Raw genomic sequence first — 21,673 nt, forward strand, 5'->3', positions numbered from 1 at the left:
CACTTAAGTTCTATGACTACCTACGGTGAACCCCCTCTGTTTCTTATCGTGGAGGAGAGTGAAGTAGCATTATCTATAGTTTTAGAGCTTCTCTATGCAATAGGCCAGATCTCAGAAGGAGGAAAAGTATGGGTGCTATTTCTCAAATCATATCGGTTATATCTGGGTTTATCGGATTGATCTTTACCGTTTTTTTGGTGTTCAATATTTTAGAAAAATCTCCTGGAAATGAAAAAATGCAAAAACTTTCAAAAATAATTCAAGTTGGTGCTCGATCTTTTTTATTTTCTGAATATAGAATCCTTTTTGTTGTTATATTTTTATTCGCTGCTTTTTTGTGGCTTGTAAGCTCTTATAAAATGGCTTTGTCTTTTCTTTTAGGATCGGCATTTTCGGTTTTATCAGGTTTTCTAGGGATGTCAATAGCCACCAGAGCCAATGCCAGGACAACCAATGCAGCGATTAGCACCTTAAAAGATGCTTTGACTGTATCTTTTAATGGTGGCGCGGTTATGGGAATGATTGTTACCTCTTTAGGATTAATGGGATTGGGAGGTATATTCTTCCTTGGCAAAGGAAATACTGAATTAATGAGTGGCTATGCTATGGGTGCATCTTTTGTAGCGCTTTTTGCAAGAGTGGGAGGAGGAATTTTCACCAAAGCCGCTGACGTGGGGGCTGACCTGGTTGGTAAGGTTGAAGCAAATATTCCAGAAGATGATCCAAGAAACCCAGCGGTCATTGCTGACAATGTGGGAGATAATGTGGGGGATGTTGCAGGTATGGGCGCCGATCTGTACGAATCTTACGTAGGCTCGATCTTTTCTGCTTCAGTGTTAGGAAGCATCGCTTTTTCATTTAAGGGGGCACTTTTTCCGTTTTTTGTAGCTTCATCAGGTTTGATATTATCAATTTTTGGTATTATTTTTGTTAATTACTACATCAAAACGACAAAGGAAGTTGAACCCGAAAAGGCCCTTCACTTTGGTACATATCTGACATCATTTCTTCAAGCTATAGTTGTTTTTTTCTTATCGAAAATAGTTTTCGGGAATTTTTATTCAGGTTTAATTGTTATTATGGGTATGGTGGTTGGAATTCTTATAGGGAGCGTTACAGAATATTACACTGCAAAAAAACCCGTTACAGAGCTTGCTAAAAGTGCTCCTTCAGGCTCTGCTCCGCTGATTATCAATGGTCTTGCTCTAGGGATGGAATCAACGCTTTTACCAATTCTTTTAATAGGAACAGCTATTGTACTTTCATTCTACTTTTACGGCCTTTTTGGAATAGCTATCGCAGCTGTTGGAATGCTTTCGACACTGGGTATGAGTTTATCTATCGATGCATATGGCCCTATCGCCGATAATGCCGGCGGAATTGCGGAAATGGCTCATTTAGAACCTTACGTCCGAGAAAGAACGGACAAGTTGGATGCTGTAGGGAATACAACCGCGGCAATGGGGAAAGGTTTTGCAATAGGATCCGCTGCTTTAACAGCTTTGGCTTTGTTCGCCTCTTATTTGCAGTTAACAAATATTTCCATAGTTGATTTGAATGATGCGAATGTATTTACCGCCTTGTTAATCGGTGCTATGCTTCCATTTCTGTTTTCCTCTTTGGTAATGAAAGCAGTTGGTAACGCTGCAAATCTTATGGTTGAAGAAGTAAGAAGGCAATTTAAAGAAATTGTTGGATTAATGGAAGGAAAAGCTGATCCAGACTACGGTAAGTGTGTAAAGATAGCTACCGATGGTGCTTTGAAATATATGATACTTCCTTCTTTAATCGCTGTAATAGCTCCAATAATTATTTATCTGTTATTAGGCAAGCAAGCTGTTGCAGGAATGTTAGCAGGAACAACAGGCTCAGGCGTTATGTTAGCGATATTCATGGCCAACTCTGGAGGTGCCTGGGATAACGCTAAGAAGTTAATAGAAACAGGAAAATACGGGGGAAAAGGGTCTTTGGCACATAAGGCTTCTGTTGTAGGAGATACCGTGGGGGATCCTTTAAAAGATACAGCAGGACCTTCGATAAATATTTTAATAAAACTTATGTCTATAGTTTCTATAGTGATTATTCCTATTTTAATTAGAATTTTTGAGTGAAACTCTTTGTTAAAATTAAAATTTGGAGGTGTATATAATGAAAAGAGTCGCTGTTTTGAATGTTGGTGGAGACTGTCCAGGCTTAAATGCCGTAATCAGGGCACTCATCGTAAAAGGCGCCGAAGAGAATGTCGAAGTCGTTGGTGTCTACGACGGTTTTATGGGTCTTGTTGAAGATAAATTAACAATCCTTGCCAAAGAACATGTCTCAGGTAAATTGCCTGAAGGTGGAATAATTTTGGGCTCTTCAAAATATGATCCTACTGCTAATCCAGACGATTTGAAAAAGTTAAAAAATAACTTTGAAAGATATCAAATAACTAGTCTGATATTGTTAACAGGCCATACCGGAGCAAATATCGCCTTAAAATTGGCTAATGAAGGCATACCTTCGATAATAATACCCGCCACCGTTGATAACGACCTATACTGGACGGATCTTAGTGTTGGCTTTCTAACTGCATTACAGATCGTCACAGATGCATTAGATAAACTTCATTCCACTGCCAGTGCAGGTCATAGGGTAATAGTTGTGGAAACCGGAGGAGACGAAGCAGGATGGTTGGCCACAATTGGTGGAATGGCAGGTGGTGCAGATTATATAATAGTACCAGAGTTCGAATTAGACCCTAAAGATATGGTTGAAAATATTAAAAGAAGATATTCTGCAGGTAGAAGATTTTCCATAGTCGTAGTAGAAGAAAAAGTCAAACTCCCCGAAGAGGTTCAAAATATAATAGGTGATCCCAAAGTTCGTCAATACATGAAACCAGCAGAATTAGTCACAGAGTATATAAAATCTAATCTGCAAAATGTTGAATGTAGAACCGTTGATTTGGATTATTTACAAAGAGGAGGAACTCCTTCATCTTTTGATAGATACTTGGCTTTTAAATTCGGTGTAACTGCTATAGAGGCTGTTAAAAAAGGAAAATCTAACGTGGCTTTAGGTTTGGATGGTTTTGATGTTGTGGAAAAACCCTTTACGGAGGAAATTTTGAAGAATAAAGAGATAAGTAGAGAATTATACGAGATGGGTAGATTGTTTTTCTAAAAATATTTGGCGGTGCTTCTTGCACCGCTATATTTCTACTTCAATTGAAAAGGATATTTTGATCAATGGCGTTGTTTCTCCATACGGGCCGGGCCAACCTTCCACATCTGTTTTTCTTTCATCATCGTAGGGTGTTGCTAAGTTTATTTCACCTTTGAGGTAGTGTTCGAAGATAATTTTGTATCTGGTTGTTTCATTGGCGATATCCAATCCTATTAAGTAACCTTCCATATCGTTTCCGTAGTCAAAGCCTATTGGGATATCTTCTCCATTATATTTGGCGGTGTACTTTAAGTAAGGTGCCCATTGGTTGTACATCCAAGTGTAAACCTTATAATACTCTATCTTCGGAGATATGTAGTATTTCGAAGTTTTACCAACTAATCTTGTTCCTAATCCCCAAGCGAATGCGGTTGGTTTGTAACCTGTTGCTCCCCCTTCAGTTTCGGGTACTACAAAATCGTCCATTGCAAACTGCCCGTATATTTGCCATCCTTTGGTAGGAATGATAGAAGCATCTACTCCCAACATATTATTTGAGAATCCTTCACCAAGGTTGTTATGAGCTATACCAAAAGGGTTAGCATCAGAAAGGTCTGGATATTTCCCACCGATCAAATTTAGTTCGTTCAAAGAAAGTCTAACTCTATCGCAAAGATTAAATTCTAATCTGTGTATAAACAAGGTTTTTGAAGGATCAGAATACCCAAAATCTTCCAATCCAACTCTGTCGGAATTAGTATCAAAAGAGGTATCTTTTTGCCTTTCTAACTCATCTTCAGTTAAGTAAGGATCGAAAAAGTACATTCCTGATACAATTCTCATACTTCCTGCATCGTATCCACCCATGAACCCAGTAACATATGGCAATGAGTCAGATAGATATACCCCTCTTTCCAGATCTGACCAATTGGTTTCAAATATTCCACCAATCAACCACAGGGGATCAAAAGATTTGTAGAAGAAACCAGGGTAAGCTTCAAACTCATTGTTTGAATTTATTGGGTAAGGTGTTATGTTTGTAAAATCTTTTCCTGCGTATATTGAAGATAGTAGATAAACTTCGTTTGTCGTTATCTCAGAGAAGCCCTTCGTATTAAAAAAAATGAAGATAAGTACTAATATTTGAAGCGTTACTATTTTTCTAACTTTCTCCATATTTATCAAAGAACTCTTCTTCACTCATTATAGTAATTCCGTAACTTTGAGCTTTATCTAATTTAGAACCAGGGTTTTCTCCAACAACTAGGATATTCGTTTTCTTCGTTACGTTTTCAGAGAAGGTACCACCTTTAGATTCAACGTATTCAGCAAATTCTTGCCTTGTCATTTTAGAAAGTGCACCGGTTTGACATATAACTAAACCTTTTAAAGGCCCTTCTGATTTTTCTTCTTCTTTTTGGCCCGTGTTGACTCCCGCATCTTTTAGTTTTTTAACAATCTTTTTAACTTCTTCCTGTGAAAAAAACTTAAGAATTGCATTTGCTATATCTTCACCAATACCCTCTATTTTAACAAGTTCATCGAATTTTGCGTCTATTAAACTGTCTAAATTTTTAAAATGATTAGCAAGATCTTTCGCCGTTTTTAAACCAACATTTGGTATCCCAAGAGCGTTAATTAATCTGTACAATTCTCTATTTTTGGATTGTTCTATTTGGGTCAAGATGTTTTTTACTGTTTTGTCTCCTATACCTTCCCCTAAAGTTCTAATTTTTTGTTCGTTTAAATAATAAAGATCTGCTATATCTTTAACTAAGCCTGCTTCTACGATTCTTTTCAATATCTTTGGTCCAAGTCCTTGAATATTCATTGCGTTTCTTGAAACAAAATTTTCCAACGTTCTTAAAAGCTTTTCTGGACAAGAGGGATTCAAACATCTTATTGCCACTTCGGAAGATTTAATTTTTCCAACTTTTCCACCGCATACAGGGCATTTTTCAGGGGGTTGGATTATTTTTTCTTCCCCAGTTCTCTTTTCTTTAATAGGGCCTATAACTTGTGGTATTATCCCTCCAGCTTTTTCAATTAATACGTAATCGCCTTCCCTTATATCTCTTTCCTCTATATAGTCAAAGTTGTGCAAACTTGCCCTTTTTACCGTTGTTCCTTCGAGTTGTATAGGAACAAATTCCGCAACGGGGGTTATTATCCCTGTACTTCCAACTTGAAACTTTATAGCTTTTAACTTAGTCTCTTTTTGTTCGGCTTCAAATTTGAAGGCAATTGCCCATCGTGGGGATCTAGTGGTTTCTCCAAGGATTCTCTGTAATTCAAAACTGTTCACTTTGACTACTATTCCATCTACTTCGTATTCTAATTCCTTTCTGCTTCGATTCCATTCTTTCCAAAATTCTATGACTTGTTCAATATCTTCAACCTTTGTGTAATTAGGATTGATTCTGAAACCAACTTCTTTCAGAAAATTCATCGCTTCTTCTTGTGTCTGTAAATTGTAATTTTGAGGGGAAATAACGTAATACATAAAAGAGCTTAACTTCCTTTTTGCCACCTCTGTACTATCCAGAAGTTTTAAAGTGCCAGCTGTGGCATTTCTGGGATTAGCGAAAACAGGTAACCCTTTTTCTTCCCTTTCAGAATTTATTCTCACAAATTCTTTCTTTGGCATGTATATTTCCCCACGTACCTCAATGGTTAGATCTTTTCTCAATCTTAAGGGAATAGAGGGGATGGTTTTTACGTTTTGCGTGATATCTTCCCCTGTAGTTCCATCGCCTCTGGTTATAGCTTGAGTTAATAGTCCATCAGTGTACCTTAAAGCTACCGATACTCCATCTATCTTCAGTTCACAGAAGTACTCAACATGGTTTGAGTTCAAGTTCTTCAAAACCCTTTTGTGAAATTCTAAGATTTCTTCTTCGTTGTAGGTGTTATCTAAAGATAACATCGGTATCGAATGGTTGACTTTATTGAATCCCTCAACAACGATCCCCCCGATCCTTTGAGTAGGCGAATCAGGAGTTTTCAATTCGGGATATTTTTTTTCAAGCTCTACCAATTCTTTAAATAGCTTATCGTATTCCTGATCGGAAATAATAGGATCTGCCAATACGTAGTATCTGTAGTTATGTTCTTCTATCTCTGATTTTAAATTTTCATATCGTTCTTTTATATTTTTTGGTATGTACAAATTACAGTGCCCCCTTATTCTTCATCTATTACGACCGCAGTTGCTACGGCATACTCTCTTTCATGGGCTATAGATATGTGTATGGTTCCGTTGCCTCCAAACTTTTCGAATAGATATTTCACCGATTCTTCGGCTAAATAAGGTTCTCCACTTTGTTTGTTTAGCACGGTAATTTCCGAGAAAGGAATAAACCTTTTGAAACATTTAATTAATGATTCTTTCACTGCAAAACGACCGGCTGCATATTCTTTTCTTCTTTTTTGCCCTTTAAAAGTATCGTATACTTCTTTTTCTTTTTTAGAAAGAATTTTTTGGACGTTTTTTTCGTTGATTCTTTCGACTTTTACAATGTCAATTCCTATTCCTCTGATCATTAATTAACAACCTCACATTCGCTCCTGGTTCAATCTTTTGTAGAAAGCTTTCAACTTTTTCTTCGTTTAAGTAAATTTCATATGATTGTATTTCTTCAATGTTTATGGAAAGATGTGAAAATACATCGATTAATTGAACATCCTTTTTTACTTTTTTTATAGAATAATTCGCTCCATTAGCCACTTCTGCTTCTATATCCACAACTTTCCCGTCATAGGATACAATTATTTCTTCTTTGTTTAAATGAACCTCTTTCCCGTTTAAGAATACTTTCATCTTTTCGGGTTCAATACCCAAGAATTCTTTTATCTTAGGAAGCTTTATGGCTTTTGTTTTTAGAAGATCTCCATTTTTTATTTGATAATCTTTATCTAAGATTTCTTCGCCTTTCATGATGATCGTACCCACAGGGACTTCATATGGAAGGTTATTTATTGTGAAGAAAATTTTCTCGTTGTAATTTTTAAATACATCCTCTATTTTTGAAGGCGTTGTAAATATTTTATCTCCATCTTTGATCTCTTCTTCTAAGCTTTCTACTTTTTCACCATTTTTTATTACTACAGGATAAGTGGTTTTGGGTTCTCCATTTAAGTAAAATTCAATGGGTTGAATCACGTCTTTCAATTTCAAATTGACAGGTTCGCCGTTCTTGGGTTGTTCTATTTCAATATGGTCTCCTGGTTTGATGGGAGAATGTATATCTGCAGATACTCCGTTTATTGTTATTTTTGCCTTCTCACCCATATTTCCCTTTTTTATCTGTAATTTTCCGTTCAGTTCGAAAGCTATCGCTGGGGAGGGTAATCCAACCAATTTGTCTAGAGAATAACCTGATTGTAGTAACGCCTGTAAAACGTTCATGTCTTTGCCTATGATTAACATATTTACATTTCTTCCGTTTATTTTAACAGTATTGAATACACTACCCTGTTTTTTCAGTGCAACATTTACTATACCTAAAGGAGTTATGTATTCACTACCTTCCATTCTTTTTGATTCAAAAATGATATTCTCCAAATTTTTGGTAGTTTTTAAAGATACCCTTTCTTTGGGAAGTCCAAGTTTGCCGGCTAATTTTTCGGTGAAAGTTGGTACTTTTCCTCCACCACCTACTACCATCACAGCAACAGGAGGTTTCCCGTTTAAATTCAATATTTCTTTAGCTATTTTATCTGTTATGCTGCCTATAACAGGTGTGATAATTTCGATTACTTCTTCTTTTCTTATAACTTGAGGATTATCCAAAATATCGTTGTATGTAATTTCATCGCTTTGAGATAATTGTTTTTTAATCATTTCCGCGGTTTTAAAATCCACTAAAAGTTGTTGAGATATAGTATCTGTTATCTCGTCTCCAGCTAAAGGTACCATTCCATAGCCTGTTATTACCCCTTTATTTGATATGGATATATCGCTTGTTCCTGCTCCCACATCTACCATTGCAACATTCAGGTTTCTCAAGTCCTCAGGTACAACTAAACTTGTGGCAGCTATCGGTTCCAATGTAACATGGATTGGTTTTAATCCTACTTTATCCAACACAGACATCATTGCTTCTACAACATTTTTTGGTAGATAAGCTGCCAAAACTTTTACTTTTGCTTTGTCACCTCTTTGCCCTTCTAGATGTTTAATCCATTGATTATCAAGACTGTAGTAAAGTATGGAGTATCCTACACAGTACATTTCTTGTGAGTAGTTTAATTTTTCTGTAGATGCTTTAACGGCTTCAAGTTCCATTTTTTTGATTGTTTCATTGTCTAAGTAACCATAAGTTGAAATATCAATGCTGTAAGAACCTATTGAAGAGATTAGAAATCTACCAGCTATGGCGATGGCAACTTCGGAAAGATTTATGGAACTTTCTTCTTCCAGTTTTTTCTTTATTTTGGCTACCCCTTTTGCAACCTTGTTTACATCATGAATTTGTCCGTCAAGCATAGCTCTATTTTCGTGTTCAACTTCTGCAAAATGCTTGATGATTATATTTTCCGTTTCTTCATCATATTCTGCCAATGTCCCTACAAGGGTTCTTGTACCTATATCAAGTCCAAAGATCATTTCCATTCCCCCATTATTTAAACTTCTATTACTGTCGCCCCTGTTCCCCCTTCTTCACTTCGGGCGATTTTGAAATCTTTAATTAGAGATGATTTTCTTAGATAATCCCAAATTCCTATAGCTAGTTTCCCTGTTCCTTTTCCGTGTATTATTCTTCCTTCTTTTATCCCAGAACTTATTAAATCAGAAATAAATTTTTCTATTTCTGGTATAGCTTCATTTACTGAATAACCTCTAACATCTAATTCAGTGTTCATATTTTTCTTTTGATCTATTTTAACTTGAATTCTTTTTTCTTCATTTTTATCTTTATCAGAGTTAATTATAGGTTCAATTTCCGTTGGATTATAAGTTATCTCTATGGGAGAACCATCAATTTGAACGGTTATCTTTGAGTTTGTCACCCTTTTTACCGTCCCCTTAATATTATTAGAGGTTTTTACTTTCATTCCAACTTTTATCTTAGATCTTTCAATTTTTCGCCCTTTTTGTTTTTGAGATAACGTTTTTTTAATTTTTTCAAGTTGTGAGGCCATATTTTCGGATTCTTTTAATTTTTTGCTGATTTCTTGTAGATCGATTTGATCTTTGTATTGCTTGATTTCTTTTAATACGTTTTGAATTTGGCTTCTCATCTTTTTTATCTGTTCTTTAAGTTGATACAACTCGGGATCGAGACTTTCTATTTCTTTGTTCTTTAATTTTTGAAGTTTTTCTTCGTACTCTTTTTTCATTTTGCCGATCTCTTCTTCTTTGTTCCTAATCCTTTCTATACTTTCTTCGTATTCTTTGTGTATAGAAGCTAATCTACTGAGTACTTTTTCACTTTGTGAAAATTCCTCGCTGAGATTTCTTTTACTTTCTTCTATTATTTGAGGGTCAATCCCCAGTCTTTCGGCTATTTCAATTGCATGTGAAGCTCCCGGCACTCCTATCATTAGTTTGTATGTAGGTTTAAGTGTCTCAATATCAAATGACATAGAAGCAGCGAGTAATTTTTCTTCTTCCAGAGAGAATGTTTTAATTTCAGATAGATGTGAAGTGGCAAATATTATTGGTCCTTTCATCAATAGGTACTTCAAAATGGCTTTGCTTAAGGCAGCTCCTTCAATAGGATCGGTTCCAGTTCCTAACTCATCTATCAATACAAGGGATTTTTCATCGACGTTTTCAAGTATATTTTTTAAGTTCAGCAAATGTGCTGAAAAAGTGCTTAAATTTTGAGATATATCCTGTTGGTCCCCTATATCCGTGTAAATTTCTTCTATAAAAGGTATTTCAGCATTTAAAGCTAATACTGGTAAAGCGGAATGAGCCATAAAAAAGGCTAATCCAATTGATTTCAGAGAAACCGTTTTACCCCCAGTGTTAGGTCCCGTTATTATCATCCCGTTTCTATCAAGTTCAACATCTATGGGGACTATTTTTTCTTTTGGTATTAATGGGTGTTTTAGTTCTTTGAGAAGAATCTTTTTAGTAGTTTGGGGTAGAGTGAATACAGCATTCATATCTTTGGCGTATCTAGCTTTTGCTATATTGGCATCTATATATTCTATCAATTCTATGTTTTTTTCTATTTTAAATTTGTTTTTTTGAAGCTCAAAAGTCAAATTTGAGATTATTCTACTGATTTCGTTCTTTTCTTGTGAGAATAAATCCATCAGATTTTCATTCAGTTCTATAATGGTGTCTGGCTCTACAAACAAAGTAGCACCGGAATCGGATCTTCCTACGGTAATACCTTTTATAACATTTCTATTTTCACTTTTTAACGCTATACATAACCTTCCATTTCTTTCCAGGGGCTGGTCTAAAGAAAGGTATTTAATATACTTACTTTTTATCTTGTTGAATTCTACATTTAATTGATGTTTTACAGTGTTTATACCGTTTCTTATTCTTTTTAATTCTATCGAGGCGTTATCTTTAATTTCTCCTTCAGAAGTAAAAACTTTAAAGATCTGATCCTTTAAATCAAGTAGAGGTTTGTAATCTGATAACTTATCAGTTAGCAAATCATTTATACCGCTGTAATATTTATGAATGGCATAACCGTCTTCCAAAAACTCTCCAATCTTTCTGAATTCTTTACCTTCGATACTTTCCTTGTTGCTGATCTTTTCCATTATAGAAGGGATATAACTTAAACCATACAAATCTTTTAATTTACCTTTAATTGCCATATCAAAAAAAACACGAGAAATATTCACTTCTCGGTCTAATTCTGTTAGATCTTCGTACATTTTTACATTTTCTGAAAAATACTCTTTACCATAATCGGTATGACTATAGGATGCAACAAAATTTAATATTTTTTCGATCTCCAAATCCTTGTAGGTTTTTTCTAAAATTTAAAACTCACTCCCAACGAGATTGGTAGATAATTAACCGTTAGGTCGCCTTGGTAATACCTGGTCTCGTAACCAACAGACAGAGATAAATTGTTGTAGCTGATACCTCCATTAATAAGTATTTCCGTTTTAAAGGTTTTAAAATAATCTTCCGTGTGAACGCCTCCATAGGCGGATACCAAGAAATCTAAATTGCCAATTATACCGGTTGTATATTTCATATTCAACCCTAAAGAAATTCCAACATCTTCTATATTTTGTAAACTATCTAATAATTCGTAATTGTAAAAAAATCCTAAATAAGGGCCATAGGAGATTTCTTCACTATCTTGTGTTGGAACTAAAAAAGAAATCCTTCCGCCGGTGTAGTCTAAACTTTGTTGAATGCTTGTATCACCTGTTGAATTAAGCGTGTAAGAATAAGAAGGGGTCAATAATAACTCAAAAGCATATGTAACGCTAGTTATGATAAAGAATATGGAAAGTACTAAAAAAAGTTTATTTTTTATCATTTTTTACTCTCCCTTTTATTTTTAAGATGATTGTATTTTAACCTTAGAGACGATTTTTTCAAAGTTATCCCTTATAGTTTCTATAGAAAGGCCGCACTCTTCTAGTTGTTCTTCTCTCGTGGCATGAGAAACAAACTCGTCTTTCACACCAAATGAGTAAATTTTCTTAATTCTCAGTTTGAATATATCTTCGTTGAAACCACCTTTTAAACTACCCTCTTCATAAACAAAGATATATTCGGCTCTTTGTTCCAATATTTCCAAAAAATATTCATTTAAAGGTTTGACGCTTCGTACTCCGATTATATTAATATTATAATCTTTCAGAGCTTCATAAACATTTTGAGAGATAGTTCCAACAGCAAGAGCGTATATCCCTGAATCAGCCATTTTTAAATATTTCCATTCTCCATCTACTATTTGAAGGTTGTCGAGTATATCTTGTATTTCTATTTTTTCTCCATCTCTTGGAAATCTAATAAATCTAGGTTTTTTCAAACCATTTATTACAGAAGTATAAATCATATTAGCTAAATCTTGTGCGTTTAAAGGGGTCCAGATTTCTACATTTGGAATTAACCTTGTATATGAGATATCAAAAACTCCCTGGTGCGTGGGACCATCTTCTCCAACCAAACCCGCCCTATCTAACAAAAATAGAACCGGTGTCTTTTGTAAGGCAACATCATGAATAAGTGAATCAAATGCTCTTTGCATGAAAGTTGAGTAAATATCAACAACAGGCAAAACTCCACCTAAAGATAGAGCAGACGCAGTAGTAACTATACTTGGTTCCGTGATACCCATATCAATTACTTTGTCAGGACATATATCTTGAAGGATATTTAATCCAGTTCCATCGGCCATGGCTCCCGTAAAAGCTAAAAACTCATAATCTTTTAAGTGGGATAACGTATGTCCAACAATTTTACTGTAAGAGACTTTGTTCACTTCTTTTTTTGATACACCATGAAATTTAGTTGGAGATTTTTCAGTTTCTTCGAAACCTTTACCTTTGGTGGTAACAACATGCAGTATCACAGACTTCTCATCATAATCTTTAATAAATCCCAAAAACTCTTCCATTTTTTTGATATCATGTCCATCAACTGGTCCATAATATTTGATTCCTAACTCTTCAAATAGTGATGCTGGTGTATCGTATATAGAGTATTTTAAAGCGTTTCTGACTTTCTTTAAAACTGATTCTACATCCTTACCAACGGACGAATCTTCCAAAGAACTCTTTAAAATTTCTTTTGCTTGGGTATATTCTTTTTTTATTCTAAAGTTGTTCAACAATCGGGAAATTGCTCCTACATTTTTTGAAATAGCCATGTTGTTATCGTTTAGAACTATCTTCACCTTTGCATCTTGATAGTTCAACTGATTTAACGATTCAAGAGCCATTCCACAACCTAAGGCTCCATCTCCAATAACAGTAACTATATTCCTTTTCCTATTTTTTATTTTATCAGATAGCGCATAACCTACGGAAGCTGCTATAGAGGTCCCCGCATGCCCAGCTCCAAATCTATCTGCTGGTGATTCGTAGATATTTGTGTATCCACTTAATCCGCCTTTTTTCCGTATGGTCTTGAAATCTTTCCAACGACCTGTCAAAAGTTTATGCACGTAAGATTGATGACTGGTATCCCAAATAATAACATCTTCTAGTGGATCAAATATCCTGTACAATGCGATAGTTAATTCCACAACACCCAAATTTGAGGCAAGATGACCATTGTTATTGTATACAACGTTGAAAATATACTCTCGAATCTCATGGGCTATTTCTTCTAATTCCTTGTAGCCCATGTTCTTAAGTGCTTTATACAGAGGAGTATTTGGTGATGCCATACATTTTATATAGATTTTTAGTTACTCAAAATCTATACTTCCCCCCTTTCAATTTTTGTGACTCTACATAATCGATGCTTGAGAACGTGCAATCTTATCCATAATACCGTTAACAAAAGCAGCGGCTTTTTGTGTCGCATAAGTTTTGGTTAACTCCGTGGATTCATTTAATATTACTTTGACAGGTATCTCTTTTTTGTTTATTAGTTCGTAGATAAAAATCCTCATCACTGTTTTTTCGATGTTTCCTATCCTTTCTATTGACCAATCAACTGAATATTTTTTAATCAACTCATCATACTCATTTTTATCTTTATAAATATCTTCAATGTATTGTTTAGCCTCTAAATAATAACTTTCTTCTAATCGTACCCCTTCGTTTAATTTTTCAAAAGTGAATAATATATCTTCCAACTTCACATCCTTTACCGATAGTTGGAAAAGGCTTTCAAAAATTAACTTTCTCATCATCCTTTTTTTTGATATGTTTTCACTCATTCTTTTCCCTTTTCTCTTCATCCTCCTTTTCTTCACTTTCAGGGGTTTCTTCATTTTCCAAGGTCTCTTCTTCTATTTCTTCGTATTCTTCTAACTCTTCGGGTTTTACAAGATTTTCAATAGATATGTCAATGTTTGAGATATAGACCTCTGCAATTCTTTCAAGATCATCTTTAACAGCTTTTTGAATATTTTTAGAAAATTCAACGATGTTTTCACCGTATTTAGCGGGTACCTTTAACGAAACACTAACACTGGAATCATCATTAATTGTAATTTTTATACTCTTTTGCAAATCTTTTTGAATTTTCTCGTTATAGACCTTTTGTTCTTTCATATAATCTTCTACACTTTTGAAAACTAAATCTTTTAACACATTTTCTGAAATACTAATTTCTCCAAAATCATTTTCCTCGTTCAAAGACATTGTTTTTCCCTCCTTAGGATTAATATTTTACCTATTTTTAATTATATCATAAATTAAAACATTTTTAACTGATTTTCATGTGATTCATATTTTTTCTTATTAATATTTTTTATTCTCTTCAATCTATTTTCCAAGTCGACTCTATTTGACAATTGAGCCAATATTTCTTTTGATCTTTCAATTATTTCGACGGGAAATCCTGCCAATCTTGCTATTTCTATACCGTAACTGTTATCACTTATGCCATCTTCAATTTTGTGTAAAAATATAACACCATCCATAGTTTCTACAACCTTAATTCTCTTCGCAACTACTTCTTCATATATATGCGACATGTAAGTTAACTCCGTATAATGTGTAGCGAAGATTGTATTGCATCTTTTAACTTGAAATAAATATTCTGAGATTGCCCATGCAACAGAAATACCATCTAATGTACTCGTCCCTCTCCCTACTTCATCAAGGAGCACAAGGCTGTTATTCGTTGCTTTATTCAATATAGTTGAAACCTCTAACATCTCGACTAAAAAAGTTGATTTTCCGCTAACTATATCATCCCTTGCACCGATTCTCGTAAATATACCATCATAAATAGGGATTTCCGCCATTTCGGCAGAAACAAAGCAACCTATTTGTGCCATTATACTTATTAGCCCTATTTGCCTTATAAAAGTTGATTTTCCACTCATATTAGGACCTGTCAAAATTATATAAAACTTGTCTTCGTTTAAATATAAGTCGTTAGGAGTAAAGTCATCAACAAATCTTTCCACCACTGGATGTCTTGCGTTGATTATTTTGATTTCTTTGGAGTTTTGCACAAAAGTGGGCCTTTTGTAATTGTAAACTCTGCTAACCTCTGCAAAAGATCTAAAAACATCCAATTCAGCGATCTTATCGGAAAGTTTTTCTATTTTATCCACATATTGACTTAGATGAGTTAATACCTTATCGTAAATATCTTTTTCAATAACCTTTATTTTTTCTTCTGATATCGCTAAGCGCTGTTCAACCTCTTCCAATTCTTTTATTGTATACCTTTCCGTATTAACCAACGTTTGCTTTCTCACGTAATCATCAGGAACTTTAGAAGATTGTGTTTTTGAAACTTCTATATAGAAACCGTAAATCTTATTCCTTCCAACTTTCAAACTACTAATCTTAGTTTTTTCCTTCTCCCTCTTTTCAATACCTTTCAAAACGCTATCTAAGTTATTAAATATGTTTCTGTATTCATCTAACTCTTCTGAAACACCTTCTTTAATTACTTTTCCGTTTCCTGGAGCAATAGCAGGTTCTTCGATGATGGTATTTTCAATAAACTCTTTAACTTCTTTAAGGACATCTATACCATCAAAAAAATTGGTCAATCCTGGATTCGAAGTTAAAGATTCGATTATATAGGGAATCACTTCCAAAGAATCTTTTAACGCAATAAGATCTTTTGGAGTTGCCTTCATCAAAGAAATCCTAGATGAGATCCTTTCGAGATCTTTTACAGATGACAAATATTCTTTTAGTTCTTCTAACAAAAGAGGATCTTCAACTAAGTACTGGACTTTGTTTAGCCTTTCTTCTATTTTTTCTTTATCGGTGAGAGGAGTAAGGATGAACTCTCTTAATTTTCTATTCCCCATACTGGTTTTTGTGAATTTTAGAATGTCGTAAAGAGTTTTTCCTTTGTTTGAATTTGTAGGAAGAATGCCAAGATTTTCTATAGTGTTGGAATCTAAAAACATGTAGTTTTTTGTTTTAAAACGCTTTGGAAGTTTCATGTGTTTGATTTTTGAAAATTGTGTGACTTCTAAGTACTTTAAAACAGCATCGGCTACTTTTAATTCTTCATCATCGTAATCCAAATGATCAAGACTTAAAACTTCGTACGTTTCTTTCAAATGGTCTTTAAAATTGTTTGAAAAATACCATTCATCCAAGATTTCTACATAAACCTGATTGGCTAAATTTTTTATCTTTTTTGATAGGTGTTCAAGCTCCTTGGATAGCAAAATCTGTACCAAACCAAAAGAAGAGATGAAGTCTAATAGTTCGCTTTCTTTGAAATCAAATGAGTCTAAATAAAAGTCACCCGTTGAAAAATCAAAAATGGCTATTTTAAACAAATTCCCATTGTTGGTGATCAAGGCTGTAAATCTGTTTGTTTCTTCCAACATACCTTCGTCTATGATGGTACCGGGTGTCAGTATTCTGGTTACTTTTCTATCTACTATACCTTTTGAGCTTTGAGGATCTTCCATTTGTTCACATATAGCTACTTTATACCCCGCATCTAATAGCCTTTTTAAATAGTTATTTAAAGCATGGTAAGGAATGCCTGCCATAGGGTGACCATTTCTTTTCGTTAGCACAATTTGCAATATTTCACTGACTTTTTTGGCATCTTCAAAAAAAGTTTCATAAAAATCTCCGAGTCTAAAAAGTAAAATAGAATCTTTATATTCTTCTTTTATCTTTAGATATTGCTTTATCATCGGAGTTAAATTACTCATAACTGATCCTCCCCGCATTCTTTGGGGCCCTGTAACCCTTTTAAAATCGAAATCTTTTTTTTGAAAATTAGTTTATTCCAAATGTATCTACTCTCAAACAAAAGAAGGGCGCTTCGTTTCTGGCGCCTTCTTTAATTTGAATTGTTAATAAAATTTGGTTGAAATCCTTTAGTCTGGACTTGATTATTTTTTGTCGATTTCTTTAGTGGCTTCACTCTTTGTTGTTATTACTTTATCTATGAGACCATAGTTTAAAGCTTCTTGTGCATTCATAAAAAAGTCTCTATCGGTATCTTTTTCTATCTTTTCTAAGGGTTGTCCAGTATGTTTGCTAAGTATGTTGTTTTGGTCATCTTTTAATCTTAAAATCTCTCTAGCGTGTATTTGTATATCAACGGCTGTTCCTTCGGCACCACCCCAAGGTTGGTGTATCATAATTCTTGAGTAAGGCAAAGAATACCTTTTACCTTTTGCACCAGCCGCTAATAGTAACGCTCCCATAGAGGCAGCCTGACCTATACATATAGTTGAAATATCAGGTTTAACGTACTGCATTGTGTCGTATATTCCTAATCCTGCCGTTACAGAACCGCCAGGAGAGTTTATGTATAAAAATATGTCTTTGTCTGGATCTTGAGATTCCAGGAAGAGTAACTGGGCAATTATTACATTAGCTACATCATCATTTATTGGTGTTCCTAAAAAAACTATTCTATCTTTCAACAATCTAGAATAGATGTCATAAGCCCTTTCGTATCTTCCTTCCGTTTCTATAACTACTGGCATAGGTATAGCCATAATTTATCGCCTTCCTTTCTTAATCTTTTCTACAATTTTTTTTGATTCAAGCGCAGTTAACACTATTTGGCCACTATCCATATAAATAATAGATTTGACCGCCTTGCCATATGAAGCATCAATCAAACTAACAGTGGCATTTAAAGGAGGTGGAGAATTTTCTAACTCAGTTTCATTTTCAAATTGAGTTAATACATCAATTCCTTGGTAAATCTTTTTTATTTTACCAAACTGAACGAATGAATCAGGGACAACAGAATGGATTCTCTCCGTAGGCACAAAAACACCTTTTCCAACCGCTATAAACATTATTATCCATCTTCCTCTTTAAAATGTTTGTCATCACTTAGATTATACACAACAAATATTATTTTTTGTTTAAATTATCATTAATCAATGCTAGTTGAATCACTTAATTGGTTTTTTATCTTCTCGTATCTTTCATCAATTTGTGCTTTTTCTTCCTTTAAATTGACTAATTTTTCTCTTGCATAGGTAAGTATATCCAATGCTTTTTTATAAATTTCAAGGGCATTTTCAACATCCAATTCGTCTTGCTTTTCATTTTGAAAGTAATCGTTGATACGTTCCAAGAGTTTTAATTGTTCTTTGAAGCTCATCTTTTTAATTTCTTCTTGACTCAGTTTAATTATTTCTTCCATCTTTATCCTCCTCTTTCAATGGTTAAAGGGGGACGTTAAGGGGCTTATCCCCTTAAGAACCCCAAAATCAAAATTTATTTTAAAAGAGCTATTTTGCACAACGCTGCAAAAATTATCACCATTTTTTGATATTCTCGATATTCGAATCAGCTTCTCCGTCTTTAAATATTAATTTAACCTCATCTTTCCTCTGTAGTTTTTCCACACTATCTATGATTTCTTCACCTTTTTTTACCAAAACACCGTTATTTAAAAACGCAGCAAAAGGACTCGACTTAGTAAGTTCTTGAAAAGTACTAAATAAAATTCTTTCTGATATTTCGAACTTACTTTTCAACTCAGATACAATTTCATTCGTTGTACTTATTATGTTCTGGTTGTAAGTTTTGATGCTATATTCTATGAACCTTTGAATATAGTCCAACTTGTTGAGAGATATTGATTTTTCACTACTTTCAATCATTTGGTTAACTTTTCTAGTAATATTAAGATGATCCTCATCCAAAGTTCTGAACAAATTAATTAATTCCCTACTAAGGTAATATTTAAAGTTGTTAATTGTATTGAAAGAGAGTAAGTTCTCCATCTGATAATAAACATTGGTAAAAGAATAGGTTATATTTTTTTCTAAGGTTTCTAGATTATCTGTAAAATAGTTAATTTGATTGACTATATCTCTTGATACTTCCGTAGGTGTTGAATAGTTTTTCCAACTAACAAAATCAGGTATTGTAGAATCTTGTTCATGCCCTATCCCTGTAAGAACAGGAATCTTTCGGTTAAACTTTGCTATAAGAGAACCAAGCTCAAAATCATCAAAATACATCAGGTCGCTTTTTGAACCACCTCCCCTGATTATAACAACTACATCATAATAGATTCCAGACTTTAAAATAGCAAACAGGGCTTTTTTGATCCCAGGTACCGTTTCTGCACCCTGCATGGGAGCCGGGTATAAGTGTACAATAGGAATAAACCTAGAATGATTAATATTTTTTTGAAAATCCCCAAAACCAGCAGCGGTTGGTGAAGTAATAACGGCTATCTTTTTTATTGGATCAAGTTCTATTAGTTCATGTTCCACTTTTCTTAGAAGATTGCTCTTTTCCAACTTTTCCAATATTTCTTTTTTCTTCTTTTCTATTTCAGAAGCGCCTAAAGGTATTATTGATGAACCAGATACTACATACTTAGCTTCTCTTTTCCAAAAGTTAACAATGCCCTGAAACTTCCACCTTTTATTGAGAAGTTCTCTTTCGTTATCAACACTACAATGTTCAAATACATATGGAACATTAGATTGACTGAAAATTATAGTTATAGAATAATTTGAACTTCTCACTCTTTGAGAAAGTTCAATGTAGAGGTCCCCTCTTTTACTGTATTTTGCATGAGTAACATCACCTATAACCTCGATCTCTTGCCTGTAAAGAGGAGAACTGGTGAATATACTGTTCAAATATTCTATCAACTCTTGTATGCTTTCAAACTTAAATTCTTCTTGTTGGGAAAATAACAACGGTTAGCTCTCCTTTCACTTGATCTTTGGATTCAAAAAATTTTATCCCTTCAGAAATTTTCCCTTTAAAAAATTCTTGGTAGAGCTTCGTCATCTCTCGTGCAACGAATACTTCTATCTCTCCAAAATTATCCAAAATTTCTTGTAAGGTCTTTATTATTCTATTTGGAGATTCAAAAAAAACTATTGGATATTCGAAACCTTTTATCTCTCTCAAAAGTCTTCTCAATTTTTTACCTCGAGGTAAAAAGCCTAAGAATAAAAACTTGGAAGCCGGGAATCCACTTACAGCTAAAGCAGAAGTCAATGCAGAAGGGCCTGGGACCACGTCTATTTTAATACTATTTTCCCAACACCTTTGTACCAAGTTAAAGCCGGGGTCGGCCAAAACAGGCATCCCCGCATCTGACACTAAGGCGGTTATATTATGACTTTCGATCAAAGATAATACAGTGTCCATAGTCTTTTCTGAGTTTGCCTCATTGAAAGTAAATAACTCTTTTTTGCCAAGTTCAAAATGGTTTATCAATTTCAAGGTGACCCTTTTATCCTCGGTGAGTATTAGATCAGCTTCTTCCAAAGTTTTTAAGGCTCTTAAAGAAATATCTTCAAAATTACCTATGGGTGTGCCAACTAGAATTAATTTTCCCATTTTGATTTTTCACATCCTAACAATTTTGTTTAAATCGCATTCATGTTCCCCTGCAAAGTCAGAATTGTTGTATCCATCTAAATAAGTTAAGTCTTCCAATTTCCAGAAAATGTCGCCTAAAAAATCCATCAAGAACTTCGTTAAATCAACATTCTTTTCCTTTTCTTCTATTTCTAGAAGATACATAATCTTCGAAAATTCCTTTTTGTATCTTATACAATTATCAGGGTTCAACAACTCGTCTACTACTATTTCCGGGTCTTTATTTAAAAGATATCTTTTTTTCATTACCATCCTTTGACTTTTTAAATTATCAAAGTAGATTTCTTTTTCGTTTAGAAAATCTTCTTCCTCTTCTCTTAATCCCTTTGTTATTTCCTTTTTAAAATTTGAAGTCCACACTTTTTGGCCATTTTTAATCTCTAACCTCGTTCTCAAACCATTTTTATCGTACCATTGAAGTATAAGCGATTCATCAAAGGCCAGTGAGGCTAACTTATTAAATATATATTTATCGGGTATTCTATACTTTCTCTCATTCTCATATTTCAATGTAATCTCCTCTTTGTTTCAATCTGTATAATTATATATGTAATTGTACCATAATAACCTTATTTTCTTTTAAAAAACAGATTAGATCATAATAAATATCCGTGAAAATATTGGTTAGTTCATAAAAAAGAGAAATTTCATAAATATTTTACTTTTATGAAAATAAGAAACTTGACAAAACCAAAATAACTCATTATAATTGACACGAATTTTATCAATGACCAACGTTCGGAAAATGATAAATAATGGCTAAGGAGGTAAACAAATATGACAAAGGATGAGTTGTTCGAAAAAGTAAAAGAAATAATCGTAGATACGTTGAGTGTCGACGAGGAAGAAGTTACATTGGATGCCTCATTTACCGATGATTTAGACGCGGATTCTTTAGAGCTAGTGGATTTAACTATGGCTTTTGAGTCTGAACTCGGAGTAACGATAGAGGACGAAGAGTTAGAAAAAATCAAAACCGTTGAAAATGCGGTTAATTTATTATCTGAAAAATTGAACATCGACGATGAGGATTGAATTAATCACAAAATGAGGGGAGCATTCGCTCCCCCTTGTTTTTTAAAATATGGTA

Annotated in this window: 19 protein-coding genes; 3 read left to right on the plus strand and 16 right to left on the minus strand. The window is 34.0% G+C overall.

All coding sequences use genetic code 11. From position 1 onward, the window contains the following. Positions 1-128 precede the first annotated feature (128 nt). Together AA80_RS04430 and AA80_RS04435 are read left to right on the plus strand one after the other, a co-directional pair. The gene (locus AA80_RS04430) at positions 129-2,111 is read left to right on the plus strand and encodes a sodium-translocating pyrophosphatase (protein WP_103876607.1); all 1,983 of its coding nucleotides are present in this window, start codon (positions 129-131) and stop codon (positions 2,109-2,111) included. A gap of 37 nt (positions 2,112-2,148) precedes the next feature. Beyond that, positions 2,149-3,165, plus strand: coding sequence for a 6-phosphofructokinase (locus tag AA80_RS04435; RefSeq protein WP_103876608.1), 1,017 nt, complete (start codon positions 2,149-2,151; stop codon positions 3,163-3,165). A gap of 27 nt (positions 3,166-3,192) precedes the next feature. Here AA80_RS04435 and AA80_RS04440 read toward each other — a convergent pair whose 3' ends face one another. From AA80_RS04440 to AA80_RS04515, 16 genes are all read right to left on the minus strand, one after another. Beyond that, positions 3,193-4,323, minus strand: coding sequence for a hypothetical protein (locus AA80_RS04440; RefSeq protein ID WP_134079987.1), 1,131 nt, complete (start codon positions 4,321-4,323; stop codon positions 3,193-3,195). Further along, a complete protein-coding gene (gene ligA, locus AA80_RS04445) occupies positions 4,310-6,316 on the minus strand; it encodes an NAD-dependent DNA ligase LigA (RefSeq protein ID WP_103876610.1) in 2,007 nt (668 codons plus the stop codon). The genes AA80_RS04440 and ligA overlap by 14 nt, the downstream gene beginning before the upstream one ends. A 14-nt stretch (positions 6,317-6,330) precedes the next feature. Continuing rightward, positions 6,331-6,690: a holo-ACP synthase gene (acpS, locus tag AA80_RS04450; protein ID WP_103876611.1), complete on the minus strand. Its 360-nt coding sequence runs from the start codon at positions 6,688-6,690 to the stop codon at positions 6,331-6,333. Continuing rightward, on the minus strand, positions 6,668-8,755 hold the full coding sequence (gene pilM, locus AA80_RS04455) for a pilus assembly protein PilM (protein ID WP_103876612.1): 2,088 nt from the start codon (positions 8,753-8,755) through the stop codon (positions 6,668-6,670). Before pilM ends, acpS begins: the two co-directional genes overlap by 23 nt. Before the next feature lie 17 nt (positions 8,756-8,772). Continuing rightward, positions 8,773-11,106, minus strand: coding sequence for an endonuclease MutS2 (locus AA80_RS04460; protein ID WP_103876613.1), 2,334 nt, complete (start codon positions 11,104-11,106; stop codon positions 8,773-8,775). Beyond that, positions 11,100-11,618, minus strand: a complete 519-nt coding sequence (locus AA80_RS04465; RefSeq protein WP_103876614.1) for a hypothetical protein — start codon at positions 11,616-11,618, stop codon at positions 11,100-11,102. Before AA80_RS04465 ends, AA80_RS04460 begins: the two co-directional genes overlap by 7 nt. Positions 11,619-11,639: 21 nt before the next feature. After that, entirely contained in the window at positions 11,640-13,478 is a 1,839-nt protein-coding gene (gene dxs / locus AA80_RS04470) for a 1-deoxy-D-xylulose-5-phosphate synthase (RefSeq protein ID WP_103876615.1), read from the minus strand. Positions 13,479-13,541: 63 nt separating this feature from the next. After that, positions 13,542-13,997 carry a transcription antitermination factor NusB gene (nusB, locus tag AA80_RS04475; RefSeq protein ID WP_169960598.1) on the minus strand — a complete coding sequence of 152 codons (456 nt, stop codon included), beginning with the start codon at positions 13,995-13,997 and terminating at the stop codon, positions 13,542-13,544. Beyond that, positions 13,969-14,403 carry an Asp23/Gls24 family envelope stress response protein gene (locus tag AA80_RS04480; RefSeq protein ID WP_103876617.1) on the minus strand — a complete coding sequence of 145 codons (435 nt, stop codon included), beginning with the start codon at positions 14,401-14,403 and terminating at the stop codon, positions 13,969-13,971. Before AA80_RS04480 ends, nusB begins: the two co-directional genes overlap by 29 nt. Positions 14,404-14,456: 53 nt before the next feature. Beyond that, a complete protein-coding gene (gene mutS / locus AA80_RS04485; RefSeq protein WP_103876618.1) occupies positions 14,457-16,910 on the minus strand; it encodes a DNA mismatch repair protein MutS in 2,454 nt (817 codons plus the stop codon). A gap of 183 nt (positions 16,911-17,093) precedes the next feature. Continuing rightward, the gene (clpP, locus tag AA80_RS04490; protein ID WP_103876619.1) at positions 17,094-17,708 is read right to left on the minus strand and encodes an ATP-dependent Clp endopeptidase proteolytic subunit ClpP; all 615 of its coding nucleotides are present in this window, start codon (positions 17,706-17,708) and stop codon (positions 17,094-17,096) included. 3 nt (positions 17,709-17,711) lie between these two features. Next, positions 17,712-18,017, minus strand: coding sequence for an extracellular matrix/biofilm biosynthesis regulator RemA family protein (locus AA80_RS04495; protein ID WP_103876620.1), 306 nt, complete (start codon positions 18,015-18,017; stop codon positions 17,712-17,714). Positions 18,018-18,097: 80 nt separating this feature from the next. Then, positions 18,098-18,370, minus strand: coding sequence for a hypothetical protein (locus AA80_RS04500; RefSeq protein WP_103876621.1), 273 nt, complete (start codon positions 18,368-18,370; stop codon positions 18,098-18,100). Positions 18,371-18,485: 115 nt separating this feature from the next. Then, complete coding sequence (locus AA80_RS04505; protein WP_103876622.1) at positions 18,486-19,889, minus strand: exodeoxyribonuclease VII large subunit; 1,404 nt, start codon at positions 19,887-19,889, stop codon at positions 18,486-18,488. Continuing rightward, positions 19,861-20,541 (minus strand): 16S rRNA (cytidine(1402)-2'-O)-methyltransferase, encoded by a 681-nt coding sequence (gene rsmI, locus AA80_RS04510; protein ID WP_103876623.1) that lies wholly within the window; start codon positions 20,539-20,541, stop codon positions 19,861-19,863. The genes AA80_RS04505 and rsmI overlap by 29 nt, the downstream gene beginning before the upstream one ends. A 9-nt stretch (positions 20,542-20,550) precedes the next feature. Further along, positions 20,551-21,093 carry a hypothetical protein gene (locus tag AA80_RS04515; protein ID WP_103876624.1) on the minus strand — a complete coding sequence of 181 codons (543 nt, stop codon included), beginning with the start codon at positions 21,091-21,093 and terminating at the stop codon, positions 20,551-20,553. A 267-nt stretch (positions 21,094-21,360) separates the two neighbouring features. On the opposite strand from AA80_RS04515, the gene acpP reads away from it, so the two are divergent. Continuing rightward, positions 21,361-21,618: an acyl carrier protein gene (acpP, locus tag AA80_RS04520; RefSeq protein ID WP_103876625.1), complete on the plus strand. Its 258-nt coding sequence runs from the start codon at positions 21,361-21,363 to the stop codon at positions 21,616-21,618. Positions 21,619-21,673: the final 55 nt, after the last annotated feature.

The organism is Petrotoga sibirica DSM 13575 (assembly GCF_002924625.1).
Taxonomy (GTDB): Bacteria; Thermotogota; Thermotogae; order Petrotogales; family Petrotogaceae; genus Petrotoga; species Petrotoga sibirica.